Origin of the sequence: Leclercia sp. CFBP8987 (genome assembly GCF_034044995.2) — a bacterium.
GTDB lineage: Bacteria > Pseudomonadota > Gammaproteobacteria > Enterobacterales > Enterobacteriaceae > Enterobacter > Enterobacter tamurae.
Window position 1 is genome coordinate 3907450 of record NZ_CM188255.1, and the last position, 21412, is coordinate 3928861.

Annotated in this window: 15 protein-coding genes; 3 read left to right on the forward strand and 12 right to left on the reverse strand. The window is 57.4% G+C overall.

The genetic code is table 11. From position 1 onward, the window contains the following. Nucleotides 1–4: 4 nt before the first annotated feature. The gene (gene cysI / locus SOM40_RS18810; protein ID WP_106994467.1) at nucleotides 5–1717 is read right to left on the reverse strand and encodes an assimilatory sulfite reductase (NADPH) hemoprotein subunit; all 1713 of its coding nucleotides are present in this window, start codon (nucleotides 1715–1717) and stop codon (nucleotides 5–7) included. Beyond that, entirely contained in the window at nucleotides 1717–3522 is a 1806-nt protein-coding gene (cysJ, locus tag SOM40_RS18815; protein ID WP_261645000.1) for an NADPH-dependent assimilatory sulfite reductase flavoprotein subunit, read from the reverse strand. Before cysJ ends, cysI begins: the two co-directional genes overlap by 1 nt. Nucleotides 3523–3825: 303 nt before the next feature. Between cysJ and queD the strand changes: the two genes are divergently transcribed. Further along, nucleotides 3826–4188, forward strand: coding sequence for a 6-carboxytetrahydropterin synthase QueD (queD, locus tag SOM40_RS18820; protein WP_312079645.1), 363 nt, complete (start codon nucleotides 3826–3828; stop codon nucleotides 4186–4188). Nucleotides 4189–4242: 54 nt separating this feature from the next. Here the strand turns inward: queD and queE are convergent, their stop codons facing one another. Genes queE through SOM40_RS18835 form a run of 3 tightly spaced genes read right to left on the reverse strand, consistent with a single transcriptional unit; the run spans nucleotide 4243 to nucleotide 7232 of the window. Further along, nucleotides 4243–4914: a 7-carboxy-7-deazaguanine synthase QueE gene (gene queE, locus SOM40_RS18825; RefSeq protein ID WP_166183755.1), complete on the reverse strand. Its 672-nt coding sequence runs from the start codon at nucleotides 4912–4914 to the stop codon at nucleotides 4243–4245. Between the two features lie 54 nt (nucleotides 4915–4968). Beyond that, on the reverse strand, nucleotides 4969–5676 hold the full coding sequence (locus tag SOM40_RS18830) for an N-acetylmannosamine-6-phosphate 2-epimerase (protein WP_320530547.1): 708 nt from the start codon (nucleotides 5674–5676) through the stop codon (nucleotides 4969–4971). Next, nucleotides 5676–7232, reverse strand: a complete 1557-nt coding sequence (locus SOM40_RS18835) for a maltose/glucose-specific PTS transporter subunit IIC (RefSeq protein ID WP_261645003.1) — start codon at nucleotides 7230–7232, stop codon at nucleotides 5676–5678. Before SOM40_RS18835 ends, SOM40_RS18830 begins: the two co-directional genes overlap by 1 nt. Before the next feature lie 166 nt (nucleotides 7233–7398). On the opposite strand from SOM40_RS18835, the gene SOM40_RS18840 reads away from it, so the two are divergent. Next, nucleotides 7399–8223: a MurR/RpiR family transcriptional regulator gene (locus SOM40_RS18840; protein WP_106994462.1), complete on the forward strand. Its 825-nt coding sequence runs from the start codon at nucleotides 7399–7401 to the stop codon at nucleotides 8221–8223. Between the two features lie 56 nt (nucleotides 8224–8279). Here the strand turns inward: SOM40_RS18840 and eno are convergent, their stop codons facing one another. From eno to rlmD, 5 genes are all read right to left on the reverse strand, one after another. Then, nucleotides 8280–9575, reverse strand: coding sequence for a phosphopyruvate hydratase (eno, locus tag SOM40_RS18845; protein WP_106994461.1), 1296 nt, complete (start codon nucleotides 9573–9575; stop codon nucleotides 8280–8282). 81 nt (nucleotides 9576–9656) lie between these two features. After that, the gene (gene pyrG, locus SOM40_RS18850) at nucleotides 9657–11294 is read right to left on the reverse strand and encodes a glutamine hydrolyzing CTP synthase (RefSeq protein ID WP_166183765.1); all 1638 of its coding nucleotides are present in this window, start codon (nucleotides 11292–11294) and stop codon (nucleotides 9657–9659) included. 224 nt (nucleotides 11295–11518) lie between these two features. Then, nucleotides 11519–12310, reverse strand: coding sequence for a nucleoside triphosphate pyrophosphohydrolase (gene mazG, locus SOM40_RS18855; RefSeq protein WP_312997151.1), 792 nt, complete (start codon nucleotides 12308–12310; stop codon nucleotides 11519–11521). A 70-nt stretch (nucleotides 12311–12380) separates the two neighbouring features. Next, entirely contained in the window at nucleotides 12381–14618 is a 2238-nt protein-coding gene (gene relA, locus SOM40_RS18860; protein WP_106994458.1) for a GTP diphosphokinase, read from the reverse strand. A gap of 52 nt (nucleotides 14619–14670) precedes the next feature. Further along, nucleotides 14671–15969: a 23S rRNA (uracil(1939)-C(5))-methyltransferase RlmD gene (gene rlmD / locus SOM40_RS18865; RefSeq protein ID WP_312190298.1), complete on the reverse strand. Its 1299-nt coding sequence runs from the start codon at nucleotides 15967–15969 to the stop codon at nucleotides 14671–14673. A 57-nt stretch (nucleotides 15970–16026) separates the two neighbouring features. Between rlmD and barA the strand changes: the two genes are divergently transcribed. Then, on the forward strand, nucleotides 16027–18786 hold the full coding sequence (gene barA / locus SOM40_RS18870; protein ID WP_320530548.1) for a two-component sensor histidine kinase BarA: 2760 nt from the start codon (nucleotides 16027–16029) through the stop codon (nucleotides 18784–18786). Between the two features lie 52 nt (nucleotides 18787–18838). On the opposite strand, the gene SOM40_RS18875 is transcribed toward barA, so the two are convergent. Continuing rightward, nucleotides 18839–19978, reverse strand: coding sequence for a glycerate kinase (locus tag SOM40_RS18875; RefSeq protein WP_320530549.1), 1140 nt, complete (start codon nucleotides 19976–19978; stop codon nucleotides 18839–18841). An 87-nt stretch (nucleotides 19979–20065) separates the two neighbouring features. Further along, nucleotides 20066–21406, reverse strand: a complete 1341-nt coding sequence (gudD, locus tag SOM40_RS18880; protein ID WP_181247297.1) for a glucarate dehydratase — start codon at nucleotides 21404–21406, stop codon at nucleotides 20066–20068. Between the last annotated feature and the right edge of the window lie 6 nt (nucleotides 21407–21412).

Sequence of the window (21412 nt, forward strand, 5' to 3'; positions counted from 1 at the left end):
GTAGTTACTCCCAGAAATCCCGGGCGGGATCGAGCACTGGACGAATGATGCCCGCACGCACCGTAAAGTCGCCGAAGCCTTCACCCGCTTCGCGCTCTTTCGCCCAGCGCCCGACAAGCAGGTCTATGGAGTCAAGAATTTCTGGTTCCGTAATGTTCTCGCGATACATACGCGGAATGCGCGTTCCGCTGCGGTTACCCCCAAGGTGCAGGTTGTAACGGCCAGGGGCTTTACCCACCAGCCCCAGCTCCGCCAGCAGCGCACGGCCACAGCCGTTCGGGCAGCCGGTGACGCGCATCACGATATGCTCGTCAGGAATGCCGTGTTTTTCCAGCACCGCTTCCACTTTGTCGGTGAACGACGGCAGGAAGCGCTCGGCTTCGGCCATCGCCAGCGGACAGGTCGGGAAGGAGACGCAGGCCATCGAGTTTTCACGCTGCGGTTTTACCGCGTCCATCAGCGTGTGATCCCGCGCCAGCTTCTCGATCTTCGCTTTCTCGCTTTCCGGCACGCCAGCAATGATCAGGTTCTGGTTGGCGGTAATGCGGAACTCGCCTTTGTGGATCTTCGCGATCTCCAGCAGACCGGTTTTCAGCGGACGGCCCGGATAATCGAGAATACGCCCGTTCTCAATAAACAGCGTCAGGTGCCATTTATTGTCGATGCCTTTTACCCAGCCGATACGATCGCCGCGACCGGTGAATTCGTACGGACGGATCGGCTCAAACTTGATACCGGCGCGACGCTCTACTTCTTCTTTAAAGGTCTCTACGCCGACGCGTTCCAGGGTGTATTTGGTCTTGGCGTTTTTACGATCGGTACGGTTACCCCAGTCGCGCTGGGTGGTCACCACCGCTTCGGCCACCGCCAGGGTGTGCTCCAGCGGCAGATAACCGAACTCGCTCGCGGTGCGGGCGTAGGTTTTCTTGTTACCGTGCTCAATCGACAGACCACCGCCCACCAGCAGGTTAAAGCCCACCAGCTTGCCGTTCTCGGCAATCGCCACGAAGTTCATGTCGTTGGCGTGCAGATCGATATCGTTCTGCGGCGGGATCACCACCGTGGTTTTAAACTTACGCGGCAGATAGGTCTGACCGAGGATCGGCTCTTCGTCGGTGGTTGCAACCTTCTCCTGATCCAGCCAGATCTCAGCATAGGCGCGGGTACGCGGCAGCAGATGTTCGGAGATCTTCTTCGCCCACTCGTAGGCTTCAGCGTGCAGCTCGGACTCGTACGGGTTGGAGGTACACAACACGTTACGGTTCATGTCGTTGGCGGTCGCCAGCGCGTCCAGCCCGACGGAGTGCAGCATCTGGTGTACCGGCTTCACGTTCTTCTTCAGAATGCCGTGGAACTGGAAAGTCTGACGGTTGGTCAGACGGATGCTGCCATAAATGGTGTTGTCATGGGCGAATTTGTCGATCGCCTGCCACTGTTTGGTGGTGATGATGCCGCCCGGCAGGCGGCAGCGCAGCAGCATCGCGTGACGCGGCTCCAGCTTCTGTTCAGCACGCTCGGCGCGGATATCGCGATCGTCCTGCTGGTACATACCGTGGAAACGGATCAGCAGGAAGTTGTCGCCGTTGAAACCGCCGGTCAGACCGTCATTTAAATCTTCGGCAATGGTGCCGCGCAGGTAGTTACTATCAACCTTCATGCGCTCGGCATCAGTCAGTTTGCCTTCGACCACCAGAGGGCCAGGATGTTTTTCGCTCATTAGTAGACATCTCGCTGATAACGGCGCTCGACGCGCAGCTCACTTAAAAATTCATCCGCCGATTCAGTATCCATGCCACCGAATTCAGCAATCACTTCCAGCAACGCCTGCTCAACGTCTTTCGCCATGCGATTGGCGTCGCCGCAGACATAAATGTGGGCACCATCATTAATCCAGCGCCACAGCTCTGCGCCCTGTTCGCGCAGTTTGTCTTGTACGTATATTTTTTGTTTTTGATCGCGGGACCAGGCCAGATCGATGCGCGAGAGCACGCCCTCTTTCACATAGCGCTGCCACTCTACCTGGTAGAGGAAATCTTCGGTGAAGTGCGGGTTACCAAAGAACAGCCAGTTTTTGCCCGGCGCTTCATCGGCGGCGCGCTGCTGCATAAAGGCGCGGAACGGCGCGATACCAGTGCCTGGGCCAATCATGATCACCGGGGTTTCCGGGTTGGCCGGCAGGCGGAAGTTGTCGTTGTGCTCGATAAAGACCCGCACCTCGCCCTCTTCTTCCACGCGATCTGCCAGGAAGCTGGAGGCACCACCGGCACGGGCGCGACCTTCGATGTCGTAACGCACCACGCCTACGGTGACGTGGACTTCGCTTTCTACCTCGGCCTGGGCCGACGCGATAGAGTACAGGCGCGGCGTCAGCGGACGCAGCAGGCCGATTAACGCTTCAGCATCCAACTGTGCCGGGGAGAAACGCACCATGTCCACAATTGGCGTGGTGGTGGCGTACTGTTGCAGTTTGGCTTTGTCGCCCACCAGCGGCAGCAGGGATTCGCTGCGGGTCAGGGTGGCGTAGTTTTCCACGATGTTGGCGGTATTGACGGTCAGCTCGAAATGCCACTGCAGCGCTTCCGAGAGCGGCAGGGTTTTGCCGTCTACCGACACCACTTCATCGCCCTTCAGCCACAGCAGCTCAACCAGCTCTTTCACCAGCGCCGGATCGTTCTGATACCAGACGCCAAGGGCATCGCCCGGCTGGTAGCGCAGGCCGGAGTCGCCTAAATCGATTTCGATATGGCGCACGTCTTTCTCAGAATCACGACCGGTGATTTTCTGATTAACCGCGAGACTCGCCGTCAGCGGCGCTTCTTTGGTGTACGGGCTGGTATGAATGTCGTTTACCACGCCAGCGGCGGTAACTGCCGCCTGCGCCAGCGTCTCTTTCGGCACGCGGGCTTTCAGCACGTCAACAATGCGTGCGCGCCATTCGGCAGCCGCGGCCTGGTATTCGACGTCGGTATCCACGCGATCGAGCAGGCGCTCGCCGCCCAGTTCAGCCAGCTTGCTGTCAAAATCTTTACCGGACTGGCAGAAGAATTCGTAGGAGGAGTCGCCGAGACCGAAGACCGCAAAGGCGGTGCCCGCCAGTTTTGGCGCTTTTTTCGAGAACAGGAACTTATGCAGCGCAACCGCTTCTTCAGGCGGCTCACCTTCTCCCTGGGTAGAGGTCACAACGACAACCAGCTTCTCTGACGCGATTTGCTTAAATTTATAATCCCCGGCGTTCACCAGGTTCACGTTCAGTTTGGCCGCCAGCAGATCGTCCCGCAGGGCTTCCGCCACGCGACGGGCATTGCCGGTTTGCGAAGCGGAGATAAGCGTAATTGCCGGGATCTCAACGGCCGCAGCCGGTGCACTCACCACAGCACCCGGCTGTTGATTGAGCATTCCCCAGAAATAACCAGAAACCCAGGCAAGCTGGGTAGGTGAAAAATCAGTGGTGGCTGCCTGCAGGCGTGCCAGTTGCTCCGGGTTCAGGGGAAGCAAATTTGAAGGTGGGGCCTGTGTTGTCATGCGTCGTTATGTTCCAGTAGCAAAGCTGAATTTTTATCTGAAAGACAGAACAGAGTGTAAGGTTAACGGCGCGGATCATAACAATTAAAGACGGGATGGAAATAATAAATAACCAAATGGACTAACCTGTTTTTGCTATCGTTCTTAACAATAAAAACGATTAATTAACTGCATGAAAATAAAAGATAAAAATAAGGTTGCTGCCCACCCAAAGCGTATCGGGTGGTAAGGGCCGTTTTAGGTAATGATAAAAAAGGTGCTTTCCGGTATTATGCGGCGGTTTTTCCGCATTCTTGAGAGTTCATGATGTCCACCACACTGTTTAAAGATTTCATCTTCGAAGCCGCCCACCATCTCCCTCATGTCCCGGAAGGCCATAAATGTGGTCGTCTGCACGGGCACTCCTTTATGGTGCGCCTTGAAATTACGGGTGAGGTTGATCCGCATACGGGCTGGATTATGGACTTCTCCGAACTGAAAGCGGCGTTTAAGCCAACCTATAACCGCCTCGATCACTACTATCTGAATGATATTCCCGGACTGGAAAACCCGACCAGCGAAGTGCTGGCCAAATGGATCTGGAATGAGATGAAACCGCTGGTGCCACTGCTGAGCGCGGTGATGATCAAAGAGACCTGCACGGCAGGTTGTGTCTATCGCGGGTAATCAATCAGGCAAGCGTTATAAGCCCGGTAAGCGTGCGCGCCACCGGGCTTTTTTTCAGGCGATATTCAGGTACTTGTGCGTCTGCATCGACAGACGCCAGTTGCGCGCAATACAGGTCTCAATGCACAGACGCGTGGCGTCCTCTTTCTGGCTGATCGGTTGCAGCGCAATAACGCGCTGTTTGTCATCGGTCAGCGTCTCCAGCAGTTCATCCAGCGCTTCGATATCACGAACGCGGCCTACCGGGTGCTTAATCTCATCGGCACGCTCCAGCGCCTGGGACAGCACATTGTAACCGCCACGCATATTCACTTTTGGCGATACCGTCACCCAGGTGGTGTGAGAGCAGCGCACTTCGTGCGTGCCGCTGGTCTCAATCTGGCAGCTAAAGCCGTTTTTTTCGAGCAGCGAGGTCAGCGGGATCAGGTCATGGATGCAGGGCTCGCCGCCGGTGATCACCACATGACGCGCGGTCCAGCCCTGACGGCCAATAATCGCCAGCAGATCTTCCGGGTTCGCCGCGCCCCATTTGTCGCTCTCTTTGGTTTTGGCCAGAATGCTGAACAGTGACACTTCCCGATCGCTAAGCGTTTCCCAGGTATGTTTGGTATCACACCAGGCACAACCCACCGGGCATCCCTGCAGACGAATGAAGATAGCGGGAACGCCAGTGAAGTAACCCTCGCCTTGCAGGGTCTGGAACATCTCGTTAATCGGGTACTGCATAGTCATCTCAAAGAAGGGGATAAACGTTAAGTATCGCAGATCCCCGGCCCAGGATCATGCCCGATCGGTGCTCTGTGCCTCGATTGCACCAACAAATCGCGCCGTAATCTGCTGCGGGCGCGTGATCGCCCCGCCTACCACCACCGTATGCGCCCCCAGGTCAAGACAGCGGGCAGCCAGTTCCGGCGTTTCGACGTTGCCTTCGGCCACCACCGGGATGGTGACCGCCGCGACGACCTCCCGCAGAAACTCGCACTCCCGCTCTTTCAGCTTATGGCCTGCGGTATCGGCCGTGTAGCCGTAAAGCGTGGTGCCCACGCAGTCAAAACCCAGCGCCTGGGCGGTTTTCGCCTCCTCCACCGTGGCGATATCCGCCATCAGCAGTTGGGACGGGTATCGCGCCCGGATCGCTGCCATCAGCCCGGCGAGCGTCTGGCCGCCGGGACGCGGACGCGCGGTAGCATCAAGAGCGATAATCTCCGGTTTTACGGCCATCAGTTCATCCACCTCCCGCAGCGTGGCGGTAATAAATACCTCGCTGGCCGGATAGTCGCGCTTGATAATGCCAATCACCGGCAGCGAAACCTGTTTTTTGATGGCCTCGATGTCCACGACGCTGTTGGCGCGGATGGCCACCGCCCCGCCCTGCGCCGCCGCCAGCGCCATGCGCGCCATAATAAACGGGCTGTGTAAGGGTTCGTTATCCAGCGCCTGACAGGAGACGATCAGCTTACCTTTCAAAATATCCAGTACATTTTTCATTACGATAAGATCTCTTCAACTTCGTTTTTGATGATGGTGACATGCGGACCGTAGATAACCTGTACGCCATTGCCCCGCAGGATCACGCCGCGAGCGCCGGTTGCCTTGAGCATGGCTTCGTTCACTTTGCCGCCGTCTTTCACCGTCACGCGTAAACGTGTGGCGCAGCAGTCCACCTCGTCCAGATTCTCCCTGCCACCCAGGCCCTCAATGATCGCCTGCGCCCGTTCGCTTTGCGGAAGCGCGGTTTCCGCCACAGCCTCTTTCTCCCGACCCGGGGTCGCAAAATCGAAACGGTTAATCAGGAAGCGGAAGGTGAAGTAGTACAGGAAGAACCAGGGAACCCCGACCAGCGGCACGTACAGCCAGTGGGTTTTGGCTTCGCCCTGCAGAATGCCGAACAGAACGAAATCGATAAAACCGCCTGAGAAGGTCTGCCCTATGGTGATGTGCAGAATATGGGCGAGCATAAAGGCCAGCCCGTCGAACAGTGCGTGGATGACGTACAGCACCGGGGCGATGAACAGGAAGGAGAACTCGATAGGCTCGGTGATACCGGTCAGGAAAGAGGTCAGCGCCGCCGAAAGCAGCAGCCCCGCGACCCGCTTTTTATTTTCAGGCTTTGCCGTGTGATACATCGCCAGACAAGCACCGATCAGGCCAAACATCATGGTGATAAAGCGTCCGGACATGAAGCGCGAGGTGCCCGCGTAGAACTGCTGGGTATTCGGGTCGGCGAGCTGGGCAAAGAAGATGCGCTGTGTACCTTCAATCAGCTGACCGTTGACAATCTCGCTGCCGCCGAGGGCGGTGGTCCAGAAGGGCAGATAGAAAATGTGATGCAGGCCGAAGGGACCGAGCATGCGCAGGATAAAGCCGTACAGGAAGGTGCCCAGATACCCGGTCGCATCGACCAGACCGCCGAGGCCAAAAATTAGCTTCTGAAAGTGCGGCCAGACGACGGTCATGATCGCGCCCACCAGTATCGCCGCCAGCGAGCTGATAATAGGGACAAAGCGTGACCCGCCAAAGAAACCGAGAAATTGCGGCAGGGCAATTTTGTTAAACCGATGGTGCAAGGTACAGGTTACCAGCCCGATGACCACCCCGCCAAAGACGCCAGTTTCCAGGGTCTGAATACCCAGCGTCATCCCCTGCCCCACCGCGCCGGGGTTCTCCTGCGCCAGAGTGCCATTAAGGATCAGCAGTGCGTTAATGGTGGCATTCATTACCAGGAACGCCAGTAGTGCCGCCAGGCCCGCAGTGCCCTTATCGGTTTTCGCCAGCCCCACGGCCACCCCCACGGCAAAAAGCACCGAGAGATTGGCAAAGACAATCGAGCCGGCGCTGCTCATGATGGTAAATATCGCCTGTAGCCAGCTCACATCCAGGAAGGGGTAGGCCGCGAGCGTATTGGGATTCGACAGTGCGCCGCCAATGCCTAACAGCAGACCCGCAGCGGGCAGCACGGCAATGGGTAACATAAAGGATTTGCCAAAGCGCTGGGCTTTTTCAAACCATGCGCCCGATGAGGCGCCGCTGAACAGTTGCATCATTTTTTCACTCCCCGATTATTTGATGAAAATTTTTACCATATAAAAATAATAAAGTGAAAATTATCACCAATAACCTGGAGAGCGATCATACTTTTTTAAAATGTCTGGCGTCTCGCCCCCGCTTTCCGCCACACTAGCCCACAGAGAAACGCATTAAGGATTTTGCATGTCAGAAAATGAAAATCTGCTGCTGAGGCTGCGACAGGGTGTCTCTGGCTATAGTCCGACCCAGCAAAAACTGGGCGAGTTCGTCTTAAGCGATCCGGCAAAAGTGCTCTATTTCACCATTACCGAACTGGCGCGTGAGAGCGAAACCAGCGAGGCAAGCGTGACCAGACTTTGTCGCACGCTGGGTTGTAAAGGCTATACGGAGTTCAAGATGGCGCTGGCGCTGGACGTTCAGCGTGACCAGGCCCCGGTTGCGCAGGGCGATCGGGTGGATGAGGTCGTGGAAGAGTCCGTTCTGGCGCTGCGGGATACCGCCCGGCTGCTTGACAGGGATATGCTGCTGCAGGCCGCTCAGGCACTGCATCAGGCGCGTTCGGTTTATATCTACGGCGTGGCGGCAAGTGCCATTCTGGGTGACTATCTGCACTACAAACTGCTGCGTCTGGGTAAACCTGCGCAGCTGTTAAGCGACATGCACCGCGCCTCGATGAGCGCAACCACACTGGGTAAAGAGGATCTGGTGGTGGCGATTTCGAGTTCAGGATCAACCCGCGATCTGCTGCACGTGGTGAAACTTGCGCGTAAACGTGGAGCACGCGTGCTGGCTCTCAGCAATACGCCGCGCAGCCCGTTGGCTTCAATCAGCGATATGCAGCTGGTTGCGGCAAAACCCGAAGGCCCACTCAGCGCCGGCGCGATGAATGCCAAAGTGGGGGTGATGCTTTTGGTGGAGCTGCTTGCCACCACGCTCATCTCCCTGGACAACCGCTACGGCGACGCCAGCCAGCAAACCGCCAGCGCTACCCTGCCCCTGCTGCTTTAACGCAGACATAAAAAAACCCGCCGAAGCGGGTTTTTTCTAAAGATTAAGGCTCAGAATTACTGACCTTTGATCTCTTTACGGCCGTTGTATGGTGCTTTTTCGCCCAGCGCTTCTTCGATACGAATCAGCTGGTTGTATTTAGCAACACGGTCAGAACGGCTCATAGAACCTGTTTTGATCTGGCCAGCAGCGGTACCAACAGCCAGGTCAGCGATGGTAGCGTCTTCAGTTTCGCCTGAACGGTGAGAGATAACGGCAGTGTAGCCAGCGTCTTTCGCCATTTTGATCGCAGCCAGAGTTTCGGTCAGAGAACCGATCTGGTTGAATTTGATCAGGATGGAGTTAACGATGCCTTTCTCGATACCTTCTTTCAGGATCTTGGTGTTGGTTACGAACAGATCGTCACCAACCAGCTGGATTTTGTCGCCCAGAACTTTGGTCTGGTATGCGAAACCATCCCAGTCAGACTCGTCCAGACCGTCTTCGATAGAAACGATTGGGTACTGTTTGGTCAGGTCTTCCAGGAAGTGAGTGAACTCTTCAGAGGTGAAGGCTTTGTTGCCTTCGCCAGCCAGAACGTATTTACCGTCTTTGTAGAATTCAGATGCTGCACAGTCCATCGCCAGGGTGATGTCGGTGCCCAGCTCGTAGCCTGCTGCTTTAACCGCTTCAGCGATTACAGCCAGTGCTTCGGCGTTGGAGCCCAGGTTAGGTGCATAACCACCTTCGTCACCTACTGCAGTGTTCATACCTTTAGCTTTCAGAACTTTAGCCAGGTTGTGGAACACTTCAGAACCCATACGTACTGCTTCTTTCAGGGATTTCGCGCCAACTGGCTGAATCATAAATTCCTGAATATCTACGTTGTTGTCTGCGTGCTCGCCGCCGTTGATGATGTTCATCATCGGAACTGGCATAGAGTATTTGCCTGGAGTGCCGTTCAGTTCAGCGATGTGTTCGAACAGTGGCTGACCTTTAGAAGCCGCTGCTGCTTTGGCGTTCGCCAGGGAAACAGCCAGGATTGCGTTCGCACCGAAGTTAGATTTGTTTTCAGTACCGTCCAGATCGATCATGATTTTATCGATGCCAGCCTGGTCTTTGGCGTCTTTGCCAAGGATTGCCTGTGCAATTGGGCCGTTAACCGCGCCAACAGCTTTGGTTACGCCTTTGCCCAGGAAACGGGATTTGTCGCCATCGCGCAGTTCCAGCGCTTCGCGGGAACCAGTAGAAGCACCTGACGGCGCAGCTGCCATACCGACGAAACCACCTTCCAGGTGTACTTCGGCTTCAACAGTCGGGTTACCACGGGAGTCGATGATTTCACGACCGATGACTTTAACGATTTTGGACATTAGATTTTCCTCAGTACAAGTTAAACTAAAACTCCAGACAAACAGCGCGTACCTTTGTACGCGCTGCCGTTCTAACTTTTCTTACTTCGCCTGACGCTTCTGGAACTCACTGGCGGCTTTCACAAAGCCAGCAAACAGCGGATGTCCATCACGCGGCGTAGAAGTAAATTCCGGGTGGAACTGACAGGCGACGAACCATGGGTGGTTCGGCACTTCGATGATCTCGACCAACTGATCATCCCCGGAGCGGCCCGCAATACGCAGACCCGCAGCTTCAATCTGTTTCAACAGCAGGTTGTTGACTTCATAACGGTGACGATGGCGTTCAGTGATTGTCGGCGCACCGTACATCTGGCGAACCAGGCTGTCGTCAGAGAGCTGACAAGCCTGTGCACCCAGACGCATCGTGCCACCCAGATCGCTCTTCTCGGTACGGACTTCGACGTTACCTTCTTCGTCGCGCCATTCGGTGATAAGCGCCACAACAGGGTACTTACAGTCTGGCACAAATTCCGTAGAGTTCGCGTTTTCCATCCCCACCACGTTGCGGGCGAATTCAATCAGCGCAACCTGCATACCCAGGCAAATGCCGAGGTAAGGAATATTGTTTTCACGCGCATAGCGTGCGGTAGCGATCTTGCCTTCAACACCACGGTAGCCGAAGCCGCCAGGGATCAAAATAGCATCCAGATCTTTCAGAATTTCGACACCGCGGGTTTCAACATCCTGTGAATCAATCAGCTTGATGTTGACGGTCACGCGGTTCTTCAGACCACCGTGTTTCAGCGCTTCGATAACTGACTTATAGGCGTCCGGCAGCTCAATGTACTTGCCGACCATACCGATAGTCACTTCGCCTGCCGGGTTCGCTTCTTCGTAAATCACCTGTTCCCATTCTGACAGGTTTGCGTCCGGACAGTTCAAGCTGAATCGTTTACAAATATAATCGTCGAGGCCCTGTGATTTCAACAGGCCCGGGATTTTATAAATGGAATCGACATCTTTCATTGAAATAACAGCTTTTTCTGGCACGTTACAGAACAATGCAATTTTCGCACGTTCGTTGGCCGGAACCGCACGATCGGAGCGGCAAACCAGAATGTCAGGCTGAATACCGATGGAGAGCAGCTCTTTCACAGAGTGCTGGGTCGGCTTGGTTTTCACTTCACCTGCGGCAGCCATGTATGGCACCAGGGTCAGGTGCATGAACAGCGCGTGTTCACGACCGATATCCACCGCCAGCTGACGAATCGCTTCCAGGAACGGCAGGGATTCGATATCACCAACGGTACCGCCGATCTCTACCAGCACCACGTCGTGACCTTCGCCACCCGCCAGAACACGCTCTTTAATGGCGTTGGTGATGTGCGGGATAACCTGAACGGTAGCGCCCAGATAGTCGCCACGGCGCTCTTTGCGCAGAACGTCGGAGTAGATACGGCCGGTCGTGAAGTTGTTACGACGGGTCATTTTGGTGCGAATGAAGCGCTCGTAGTGACCCAGGTCCAGATCGGTTTCAGCGCCGTCTTCAGTAACGAACACTTCCCCGTGTTGGATCGGGCTCATGGTACCTGGATCGACGTTGATGTACGGATCCAGCTTCATCATGGTCACATTGAGGCCACGGGCTTCAAGAATGGCTGCGAGGGAGGCTGCGGCAATGCCTTTACCCAGAGAGGATACAACCCCGCCGGTCACAAAAATATAGTTCGTTGTCATGCTGAACCTGAGAAGTTAGGGTGAAACGATGGAATAACCAGGACGGGAAAGTAGTATACCCGAACACGGCGAGCGCCACAAACTTTCATTCTCCGTCTCCTGTCTCAGGCTTTGACTCATATTGGGAGTGAGAAAATAGCCCCTTTTGGGTAAATGTTTTTGACGCAAATCAAGCGCTTGTCATTTAAAAAATCACACAAATTGCGCTTGATCGCAAAAACCCGTTAGAGATCAGATTCCTGGCGTTTTACTTCCTGCCAGACTTCTTCCATCGCATCGAGGTCCACCCCAGTCATTTCCAGGCCGCGGGCCGCGATAATACGCTCCACTTCCCGGAAGCGGCGTTCGAATTTGAGGTTGGCTTTTTGCAGCGCCACTTCGGCTTTAACCCCTAAATGACGGGAGAGATTGACGGTGGCAAACAGCAGATCCCCCATCTCCTCTTCCACCTTCTCCTGGTCCACTACCGCCTGCTGCGCTTCGTGCATCACTTCGTCGATCTCTTCATGCACTTTGTCGAGCACCGGGCCTAAAGAGGTCCAGTCAAACCCCACCGTCGAGCAGCGTTTCTGGATCTTGTGCGCACGCATCAGCGCTGGCAGGCTTAACGGGATATCGTCCAGCGCTGAATGCTGAGATTTTTCAGCCCGTTCTGCGCTTTTGATCTGCTCCCAGCGGGCCAGCACGTCGGTACTGTTTTCCGCGGTGGCATCGCCAAAGATATGCGGGTGACGGCGCTCCAGCTTATCGCTGATGGCGGCGCAGATGTCGTTGAAATCAAAGCGTCCCTCTTCCTGCGCCATCTGCGCATAGAACACCACCTGGAACAGCAGGTCGCCCAGCTCGCCGCGCAGATCGTCAAAATCTTCCCGGGAGATGGCGTCCAGCACCTCGTAGGTCTCTTCCAGGGTGTAGGGGGCGATGGTGGCGAAAGTCTGCTCTTTGTCCCACGGACAGCCGGTTTCCGGGTCGCGCAGACGTTGCATAATGCCGAGCAGGCGGTCGATTTGGGTCATGTCTTATCCTGTTAAATCGGTAACGCCGGGTGGCGGCTGCGCCTTACCCGGCCTACAAAAGATGGTAATCTTACCCGCCGTGAAGACGACGGGCGTCTATCACATCCGGCACCTGGTTCAGCTTGCCGAGCACCCGGCCCAGCACCTGCAGGTTATAGATTTCGATGGTCATATCGATGGTGGCGAGCTGCTGACGGGTGTCGCTGCGGCTGGCAACGCCCAGCACGTTCACCTTTTCGTTGGCCAGAATGGTGGTGATATCGCGCAGCAGGCCGCTGCGATCGTTGGCCGACACCCGCACCACCAGCGAATAGCCCGCGGAGTAACTTTCGCCCCACACCGCATCGACGATTCGTTCCGGCGCATGGGACTGCAAATCTTCCAGCTGATCGCAGTCCGCGCGGTGAATAGAGATCCCGCGCCCCTGGGTGATGAAGCCGACGATCTCGTCTCCCGGGATCGGCTGACAGCAGCGGGCAATGTGGTGCATCAGATTCCCGACGCCCTCCACGACCACCCGGCCATTGTCTTTTTCTTTGCTGCGGTGCTGCGGGGTATAGCTCTTCTGCTGCAGCTGCTTCAGCGCCGCTGCATCCTGCTCAGCCGCACTCGGTTTGTTGAACTGCGCCTGCAGGAAATTCACCATCTGGTTAAGACGAATATCCCCGCCGCCGATAGCGGCCAGCAGCTCATCCAGCTCGTTGAAGTTGTAGCGCGGCAGCAGCTGCTTCTCCGCCTCTTTCAGGTGGATGCCCAGATGCTCCAGCTCGTCGTCGAGGATCTGACGACCGGCCAGGATGTTCTTGTCACGATCCTGCTTGCGGAACCAGGCGTGGATCTTGGAGCGTCCGCGGCTGGTGGTGATGTAGCCCAGGTTCGGGTTGAGCCAGTCGCGGCTCGGGTTCGGCTGCTTCTGGGTGATGATGTCCACCTGATCGCCCATCTGCAGCTGATAGGTAAACGGCACGATGCGCCCGCCGATTTTAGCCCCGATGCAGCGATGCCCCACGTCGCTGTGGATGTGGTAGGCGAAGTCGAGCGGCGTTGAGCCTGCCGGGAGGTCAACCACGTCACCTTTCGGGGTAAAGACGTAGACCCGGTCGTCAAAGACCTGGCTGCGCACTTCGTCGAGCATCTCGCCGGAGTCGGCCATCTCTTCCTGCCACGCAATCAGCTTACGCAGCCAGGCGATGCGATCTTCGTGACCGGAGCGCGCCCCGCCTGAGGTGCCCTCTTTGTACTTCCAGTGCGCGGCGACGCCGAGTTCGGACTCTTCGTGCATCTGTTTAGTGCGGATCTGGATCTCCACCGGTTTACCGCCCGGCCCCAGTACCACGGTATGGATCGACTGATAGCCGTTCGGTTTCGGGTTGGCGACGTAGTCGTCAAACTCATCCGGCATGTGGCGGAAGTGGGTGTGAACAATCCCCAGCGCGGCGTAGCAGTCCTGCAGACGCTCGGCGACGATACGCACGGCGCGCACATCAAACAGCTCATCAAAGGCGAGATGCTTCTTCTGCATTTTGCGCCAGATGCTGTAGATATGCTTCGGCCGGCCATAGACCTCAGCCTTCACGCCCTCTTCTTTCATCGACTGACGTAAGCCGCCGACAAACTCCTCGATGTAGTGTTCCCGGTCGATACGGCGTTCGTGCAGCAGTTTCGCAATACGTTTGTATTCCGCCGGGTGCAGATAGCGGAAGCAGTAATCTTCCAGCTCCCATTTCAGTTGCCCGATGCCCAGACGGTTCGCCAGCGGGGCATAGATATTGGTGCACTCTTTCGCCGCCAGCACGCGCTCATCTTCAGGCGCATCCTTCACTTCCCGCAGGTGGGCGACGCGTTCGGCAAGCTTAATCACCACGCAGCGGAAGTCATCCACCATGGCCAGCAGCATACGGCGAACGTTATCGACCTGTTCGGACGAGACGGAGTCGGTGTGGGTGGCTTTCAGCTGGCGGATAGCCGCCATGTCGCGCACGCCGTGGATCAGCGAGACGATCGATGTACCGACGCTTTCGCGCAGTACCTCTTCGGAGACCACCTCGGCGTCGGCCAGCGGGAACAGCATAGCGGCGAGCAGGGTGTCGATATCCATGCTGAGCATGGAGAGGATTTCCACCATCTCCACGCCGCGCCACAGCAGCAGCTCGGCATCGGGATGCCCCTTGGTGGTGCGCAGACAGTAAGCCCAGGTTTCGGTTAAGCGTTCACACGACTGCTGGCTGGCAATCCCCAGACTTGCGATCCATTTTTGTGGGTCAAACTCACCAGCTTTATTGAGATGTGCACTTCTTACCGCAACCATTGTCCTCTCCTTTAGGGACCCTTGCCTGTCGAATTCGACAAGCCGAAACTCATCAGTTGTGTTCAAACAACGCCATTGATTCCAGATGTCCAGTGTGCGGGAACATATCGAGCATTGCCAGACGCTGAATCTGGTAACCCGCCGCTAATAATGCTTCGCTGTCCCGGGCAAGCGTCGCCGGATTACAGGAAACATAGACCACGCGTTTAGGGGCGAGTTTAATAATATGCTGCATCACGCCTGGCGCGCCTGCACGGGCCGGATCCAGCAGGATTTTGTCGAAGCCGTGCGCCGCCCAGGGCTGCTGAGTGACATCCTCTTCCAGATTCTCATGAAAAAATGTCACGTTTTGCAGCCCATTGTGAATGGCGTTGTCGCGTCCTTTCTCCACCAACGCCGCCACGCCCTCCACACCGACCACGCTGTGCGCCCGTTTTGCCAGCGGCAGGGTAAAGTTGCCCATCCCGCAGAACAGATCGAGCACCCGATCATCCGGCTGTATATCCAGCCAGTCGAGTGCGGTCGCGACCATCTGTTGGTTAACGCCATCATTGACCTGAATGAAATCGCGCGGACTGAACGTTAAGCGTAGCCCGTCTGAATCATACCAGGGCGTTTCACCGCTCAGTTGCTCAAGTATCTCGCTTTGCGGGGCGAGATAAAGGTCAAGCTCATGGGAATGCGAAAAGCGTTCCAGTTTTTCGCGATCTTTGGCCGAAAGCGGTGCAGTATGGCGTAGCACCATCAGCGGGCCGCTGTTGGCCAGCACCAGTTCGACGTGGCCCAGGTGACGAACGCCCTGCAGGTCTGAGAGACATTTGCGCACTTCTGGCAGCAATGCCTCAAGACGGGGCACCAGAATGGGGCACTGTTTGACGTCGACGATGTCGCTGGAGTTAGCCTTGCGAAAGCCCATCTCCAGACGCGCGGTTTTCGGCTGATAGTTCAGGCTCAGGCGCGCCCGGCGGCGATAGCCCCAGGGTTTATCGGCGATCACCTCGTTGACGTCGTGCTTCAGCAGGCGCGCCAGGGCATTGCTTTTGCTGCGCTCCTGTAACGCGATGCTGGCATGCTGCTGTTGGCAACCACCGCAGACGCCAAAGTGCGGGCAACGCGGTTTCTCACGTTGCGGGCTGTCGTTAAGGCGACGTTTTACCTGCCCGCGCGCGTACTGGCGTTTCTCTTCCGTCAGGGTGATCTCTGCACGCTCATCGGGCAGCAGGCCGGGAATAAACAGGGCTTTACCATCATGGCGCGCCACCCCCTGACCGAAGGGATCGAGGTCTGTCACATCAACAGTTATGATCTGACGCGTCGTCACGCGCCGCTTTGCAGAGTAGAATTGCGCCATTGCCGGGTATTATCTCAAATGAACATATTGACTCTAATTGTCCCATAACGGAACTCCATGACCAACTACAGCCTGCGTGCGCGCATGATGATTTTGATCCTCGCCCCTACCGTACTCATTGGTTTACTGCTGAGTACCTTCTTTGTGGTGCACCGTTATAACGACCTGCAGCGCCAGCTCGAGGACGCGGGGGCCAGCATTATTGAGCCGCTGGCGGTCTCCAGCGAGTACGGCATGACCCTGCAAAATCGCGAGTCTATCGGCCAGCTCATTAGCATCCTGCACCGCCGTCACTCGGATATTGTGCGGGCGATTTCGGTGTATGACCAACACAATCGCCTGTTTGTCACCTCCAATATCCAGCTTGACCCGGGCACGCTGAAGCTCCCGGCCGGCATGCCCTTCCCGACACGGCTGAGCGTGATTCGCCAGGGCGAAAAGATGATCCTGCGCACGCCGATCATCTCGGAAAGCTATTCACCGGATGAATCTGTCGAAGCGGATGCCAAGCCCAATAACAACATGCTGGGATATGTGGCGCTGGAGCTGGATCTCAAGTCCGTGCGGCTGCAGCAGTACCGGGAAATCTTCATCTCCACGGTGATGATGCTGTTCTGTATCGGCATTGCGCTGATCTTCGGCTGGCGTCTGATGCGCGACGTGACCAGCCCGATCCGCAACATGGTGAATACCGTCGACCGTATCCGCCGGGGTCAGCTCGACAGCCGCGTCGAAGGCTTTATGCTTGGTGAGCTGGATATGCTCAAAAACGGTATCAACTCAATGGCGATGTCGCTGGCGGCCTACCACGAGGAGATGCAGCATAACGTCGATCAGGCCACCTCCGATCTGCGGGAAACCCTGGAGCAGATGGAGATCCAGAACGTCGAGCTGGATCTGGCTAAAAAGCGTGCCCAGGAAGCGGCGCGTATTAAGTCGGAGTTCCTGGCGAACATGTCCCATGAGCTGCGCACCCCGCTCAACGGCGTGATTGGCTTTACCCGCCTGACCCTGAAGACCGAGCTCAACCCGACCCAGCGCGACCACCTGCATACCATTGAACGGTCGGCCAACAATCTGCTGGCGATCATCAATGACGTGCTGGACTTCTCTAAGCTTGAGGCGGGCAAACTGATTCTGGAGAGCATTCCTTTCCCGCTGCGCAGCACCCTGGACGAAGTGGTGACCCTGCTGGCGCACTCCTCTCACGACAAAGGGCTGGAGCTGACGCTGAACATTAAAAATGATGTGCCGGATAACGTGATTGGCGATCCGCTGCGCCTGCAGCAGGTGATCACCAACCTGGTGGGTAACGCCATCAAGTTCACCGAGAGCGGTAACATTGACGTGCTGGTAGAAAAGCGCGCCATCAGCAATACCAAGGTGCAGATTGAGGTGCAGATCCGCGATACCGGGATTGGTATTCCCGAGCGCGATCAGTCGCGGCTGTTCCAGGCCTTCCGCCAGGCCGACGCCAGTATTTCACGGCGTCATGGCGGCACCGGCCTGGGGCTGGTGATCACCCAGAAACTGGTGAACGAGATGGGGGGCGATATCTCCTTCCACAGCCAGCCTAACCGCGGCTCGACCTTCTGGTTCCATATCAACCTCGACCTGAACCCGAATGTTCTGATCGACCGGCCGGGGATGGAGTGTCTGCAGGGTAAACGACTGGCGTACGTGGAGCCTAATGCCGCCGCGGCGCAAAGCACGCTGGACGTGTTAAGCACCACCCCGCTGGAGGTGGTTTATAGCCCGGCCTTCTCCGCGCTGCCGGTTGAGCACTACGACATACTGCTGATGGGCATCCCGGTGACCTTTACCGGCGAGCTGACCATGCAGCAGGAGCGGATGGCGAAAGCGGCCTCGATGACCGACTACCTGCTGCTGGCCCTGCCGTGCCATGCGCAGATTAACGCCGAAGAGCTGAAACACGACGGGGCGGCCGCCTGTCTGCTGAAGCCGCTCACCGCCACGCGCCTGCTGCCGACCCTGACCGAATACTGCCGTCTGAACCATTCCGCTGCGCCGATCGTGGTCGATGAGAGCAAGCTGCCGATGACCGTGATGGCGGTGGATGATAACCCGGCCAACCTGAAGCTGATCGGCGCCCTGCTGGAGGATCAGGTTCAGCATGTCGAACTGTGCGAGAGCGGCCTGCAGGCCGTTGAGCGCGCGAAGCAGATGCAGTTTGACCTGATCATGATGGATATTCAGATGCCCGGCATGGACGGGATCCGCGCCTGCGAGCTGATCCGCCAGCTCCCCCATCAGCAGCAAACGCCGGTGATCGCCGTGACTGCGCACGCGATGGCGGGCCAGAAAGAGAAGCTGTTAAGCGCCGGGATGAACGACTATCTGGCAAAACCGATTGAAGAAGAGAAGCTGCACAGTCTGCTGCTGCGCTACAAGCCCGGCCCGACGGCAGGCAGCTGGATCGCCCCTGTGGAAGCCGCCGACATCACGGTTAACGACAATGCCACCCTTGACTGGCAGCTGGCGCTGCGTCAGGCGGCGGGCAAAAACGACCTCGCGCGGGAGATGCTGCAGATGCTGGTGGCCTTCCTGCCTGAGATCCGCAATAAGGTGGAGGAGCAACTGGTAGGTGAAAACCCGGAAGACCTCGTTGATGCGATCCATAAGCTGCACGGCAGCTGCGGGTACAGTGGGGTGCCGCGCCTGAAAAATCTGTGTCATCTGCTGGAGCAGCAGCTGCGTTCCGGAACACCAGAAAGCGAGCTGGAACCGGAGTTCCTGGAGCTACTGGATGAGATGGATAACGTCACGCGGGAAGCGATGAAGGTGCTGGGATCGTAAGCCCCTCACCCTAACCCTCTCCCCATAGGGGAGAGGGAATAAACATCAAAGGCTACACCTCCATCCCCACCTTCAGCACCGCCGCGATATTCCTTGCCGCCATCCGCACGTTTTCTGCGGCGTCTTCCAGCGCCTCCTCCAGCGTGCAGATGGTGTAGATCACACTAAATACCGCATCGATGCCATGATCGTGCACCACGCCGACATCCGCCGTCAGGCTGCCCGCGAGGCCGATCACCGGCTTATTGTGGCGTTTGGCGATCTTCGCCACTCCCACCGGGACTTTGCCATGAATGGTCTGGCTGTCGATTCGCCCTTCCCCGGTGATCACCAGATCGGCATCGGCCACCAGGCTGTCGAGGTTGAGCGCATCGGTCACAATCTCAATGCCCTGGCGCAATTGCGCGCCGCAAAAAGCGTATAACGCCGCCCCCATACCGCCCGCAGCACCGCCGCCGGCCAGCCCGAGGACGTCGACATCCAGATCGCGGGCAATGATCCGCGCATAGTGCGTCAGCGCGCCATCGAGCCGCGTAATCATCTCCGGGGTCGCCCCCTTCTGCGGACCAAACACGGCGCTGGCACCGTTTTCCCCGGTCAGGGGATTGGTGACGTCGCAGGCGACTTCAATCCGGCAGGCTGCCAGCCGTTTATCCAGACCGCTGATGTCGATGCGCGCCAGTTTTTCCAGCTCACCGCCACCGGCACCCAGGGCGTTGTCCTGCTCGTCCAGCAGCTTCGCGCCCAGCGCCTGCACCATCCCTGCCCCGCCATCGTTGGTGGCGCTGCCGCCAATGCCAATGATGATATGTTTCACGCCCGCATCCAGCGCATGACGGATCAGCTCCCCGGTTCCCCAGGAGGTGGTTTTCAGTGGATTACGCTGGGCCGGGGGCACCAGCTCCAGACCGCTGGCCGCCGCCATCTCGATAAACGCGCTTTTGCCATCACCGGAGCGGCCATAAAAACCGTCAACATGCCCGCCGAGCGGCCCCGTTACCCGCACCTGAATAATGTCTCCCTGAGTGGCAGCCACCATCGCTTCCACAGTGCCTTCACCGCCATCGGCGACCGGCAGTTTGACGTACTCTGCCGTCGGGAAAATCTCGCAAAATCCCTGCTCTATCGCCGTCGCCACAGCCAGGGCACTCAGGCTCTCTTTATAAGAGTCCGGTGCGATAACAATCTTCATAAGCCGTCCTTACGCATGTTGACTACCATAAGCATACACCCGTCACGCAAGAGAAAATGCCGACTCCCGCAGGAACCGGCACCGGACTTAACGCACCATGCAAGGGCGTTTGTTGTTAAAGGTCCACTCCGGGATCAGGTACTGCATCGCCATCGCGTCGTCGCGCGCGCCCAGACCGTGCTGGAGGTACAGCTCGTGCGCCTTCATCACCTGATCCATATCCAGCTCAACGCCCAGACCCGGCGTGGTTGGCACCTGCACCATACCGCCCTTAATTTCGAACGGCTGTTTGGTCAGGCGCTGGTTGCCCTCCTGCCAGATCCAGTGGGTATCAATCGCGGTGATAGTGCCCGGCGCGGCCGCGGCCACATGGGTGAACATCGCCAGCGAGATATCGAAGTGGTTGTTGGAGTGTGAGCCCCAGGTCAGGCCGAACTCGTGACACATCTGCGCCACGCGCACTGAGCCCTGCATGGTCCAGAAGTGTGGGTCCGCCAGCGGAATGTCGACTGACTGCAGGGAGAGGGTATGGCCCATCTGACGCCAGTCGGTGGCGATCATGTTGGTGGCGGTTGGCAGACCGGTGGCGCGGCGGAACTCGGCCATCACTTCACGGCCAGAGAAGCCCTGCTCGGCGCCGCACGGATCTTCCGCATAAGCCAGCACGCCCTTCAGGCGCTTACCGATGCGGATCGCCTCTTCCAGCGACCAGGCCCCGTTGGGATCGAGGGTGACGCGCGCCTGCGGGAAGCGTTTCGCCAGGGCGATAATAGACTCCGCTTCCTCTTCCCCGGCCAGCACGCCGCCCTTCAGTTTGAAATCATTAAAGCCGTACTTCTCATAGGCCGCTTCCGCCAGACGCACAACCGCATCCGGGGTCATCGCCTCTTCGTGGCGCAGACGATACCAGTCGCACTGCTCATCCGGCTGGCTCTGGTACGGCAGCGGGGTCAGCTTGCGGTTGCCGACGAAGAACAGGTAGCCCAGCATCTCCACTTCCGTACGCTGCTGCCCGTCACCCAGCAGGGAGGCGACGTTGACCCCCAGATGCTGACCCAGCAGGTCGAGCATTGCGGCTTCGATACCGGTCACCACGTGAATGGTGGTGCGCAGGTCAAAGGTTTGCAGCCCGCGGCCGCTCGCATCGCGGTCGGCAAATTCGTTACGTACGGCATTCAGGATGTTTTTGTACGCGCCCAGCGTCTGGCCCACGACCAGCGGGATTGCATCTTCCAGGGTTTTGCGGATCTTCTCCCCGCCCGGGATTTCACCCACGCCGGTATGGCCGGAGTTGTCTTTGATAATCACAATATTACGGGTGAAGAACGGGGCGTGAGCCCCACTCAGGTTCATCAGCATGCTGTCATGGCCGGCAACCGGAATGATCTGCATAGAAGTGACAACAGGCGTAGTAAATGTGCTCATAATTCAATC

What these genes read in the sequence shown, in the direction of transcription:
- cysI (WP_106994467.1), bottom strand. Translation starts at nt 1,717, where the DNA reads ATGAGCGAAAAACATCCTGGCCCTCTGGTGGTCGAAGGCAAACTGACT.
- cysJ (WP_261645000.1), bottom strand. Translation starts at nt 3,522, where the DNA reads ATGACAACACAGGCCCCACCTTCAAATTTGCTTCCCCTGAACCCGGAG.
- queD (WP_312079645.1), top strand. Translation starts at nt 3,826, where the DNA reads ATGATGTCCACCACACTGTTTAAAGATTTCATCTTCGAAGCCGCCCAC.
- queE (WP_166183755.1), bottom strand. Translation starts at nt 4,914, where the DNA reads ATGCAGTACCCGATTAACGAGATGTTCCAGACCCTGCAAGGCGAGGGT.
- SOM40_RS18830 (WP_320530547.1), bottom strand. Translation starts at nt 5,676, where the DNA reads ATGAAAAATGTACTGGATATTTTGAAAGGTAAGCTGATCGTCTCCTGT.
- SOM40_RS18835 (WP_261645003.1), bottom strand. Translation starts at nt 7,232, where the DNA reads ATGATGCAACTGTTCAGCGGCGCCTCATCGGGCGCATGGTTTGAAAAA.
- SOM40_RS18840 (WP_106994462.1), top strand. Translation starts at nt 7,399, where the DNA reads ATGTCAGAAAATGAAAATCTGCTGCTGAGGCTGCGACAGGGTGTCTCT.
- eno (WP_106994461.1), bottom strand. Translation starts at nt 9,575, where the DNA reads ATGTCCAAAATCGTTAAAGTCATCGGTCGTGAAATCATCGACTCCCGT.
- pyrG (WP_166183765.1), bottom strand. Translation starts at nt 11,294, where the DNA reads ATGACAACGAACTATATTTTTGTGACCGGCGGGGTTGTATCCTCTCTG.
- mazG (WP_312997151.1), bottom strand. Translation starts at nt 12,310, where the DNA reads ATGACCCAAATCGACCGCCTGCTCGGCATTATGCAACGTCTGCGCGAC.
- relA (WP_106994458.1), bottom strand. Translation starts at nt 14,618, where the DNA reads ATGGTTGCGGTAAGAAGTGCACATCTCAATAAAGCTGGTGAGTTTGAC.
- rlmD (WP_312190298.1), bottom strand. Translation starts at nt 15,969, where the DNA reads ATGGCGCAATTCTACTCTGCAAAGCGGCGCGTGACGACGCGTCAGATC.
- barA (WP_320530548.1), top strand. Translation starts at nt 16,027, where the DNA reads ATGACCAACTACAGCCTGCGTGCGCGCATGATGATTTTGATCCTCGCC.
- SOM40_RS18875 (WP_320530549.1), bottom strand. Translation starts at nt 19,978, where the DNA reads ATGAAGATTGTTATCGCACCGGACTCTTATAAAGAGAGCCTGAGTGCC.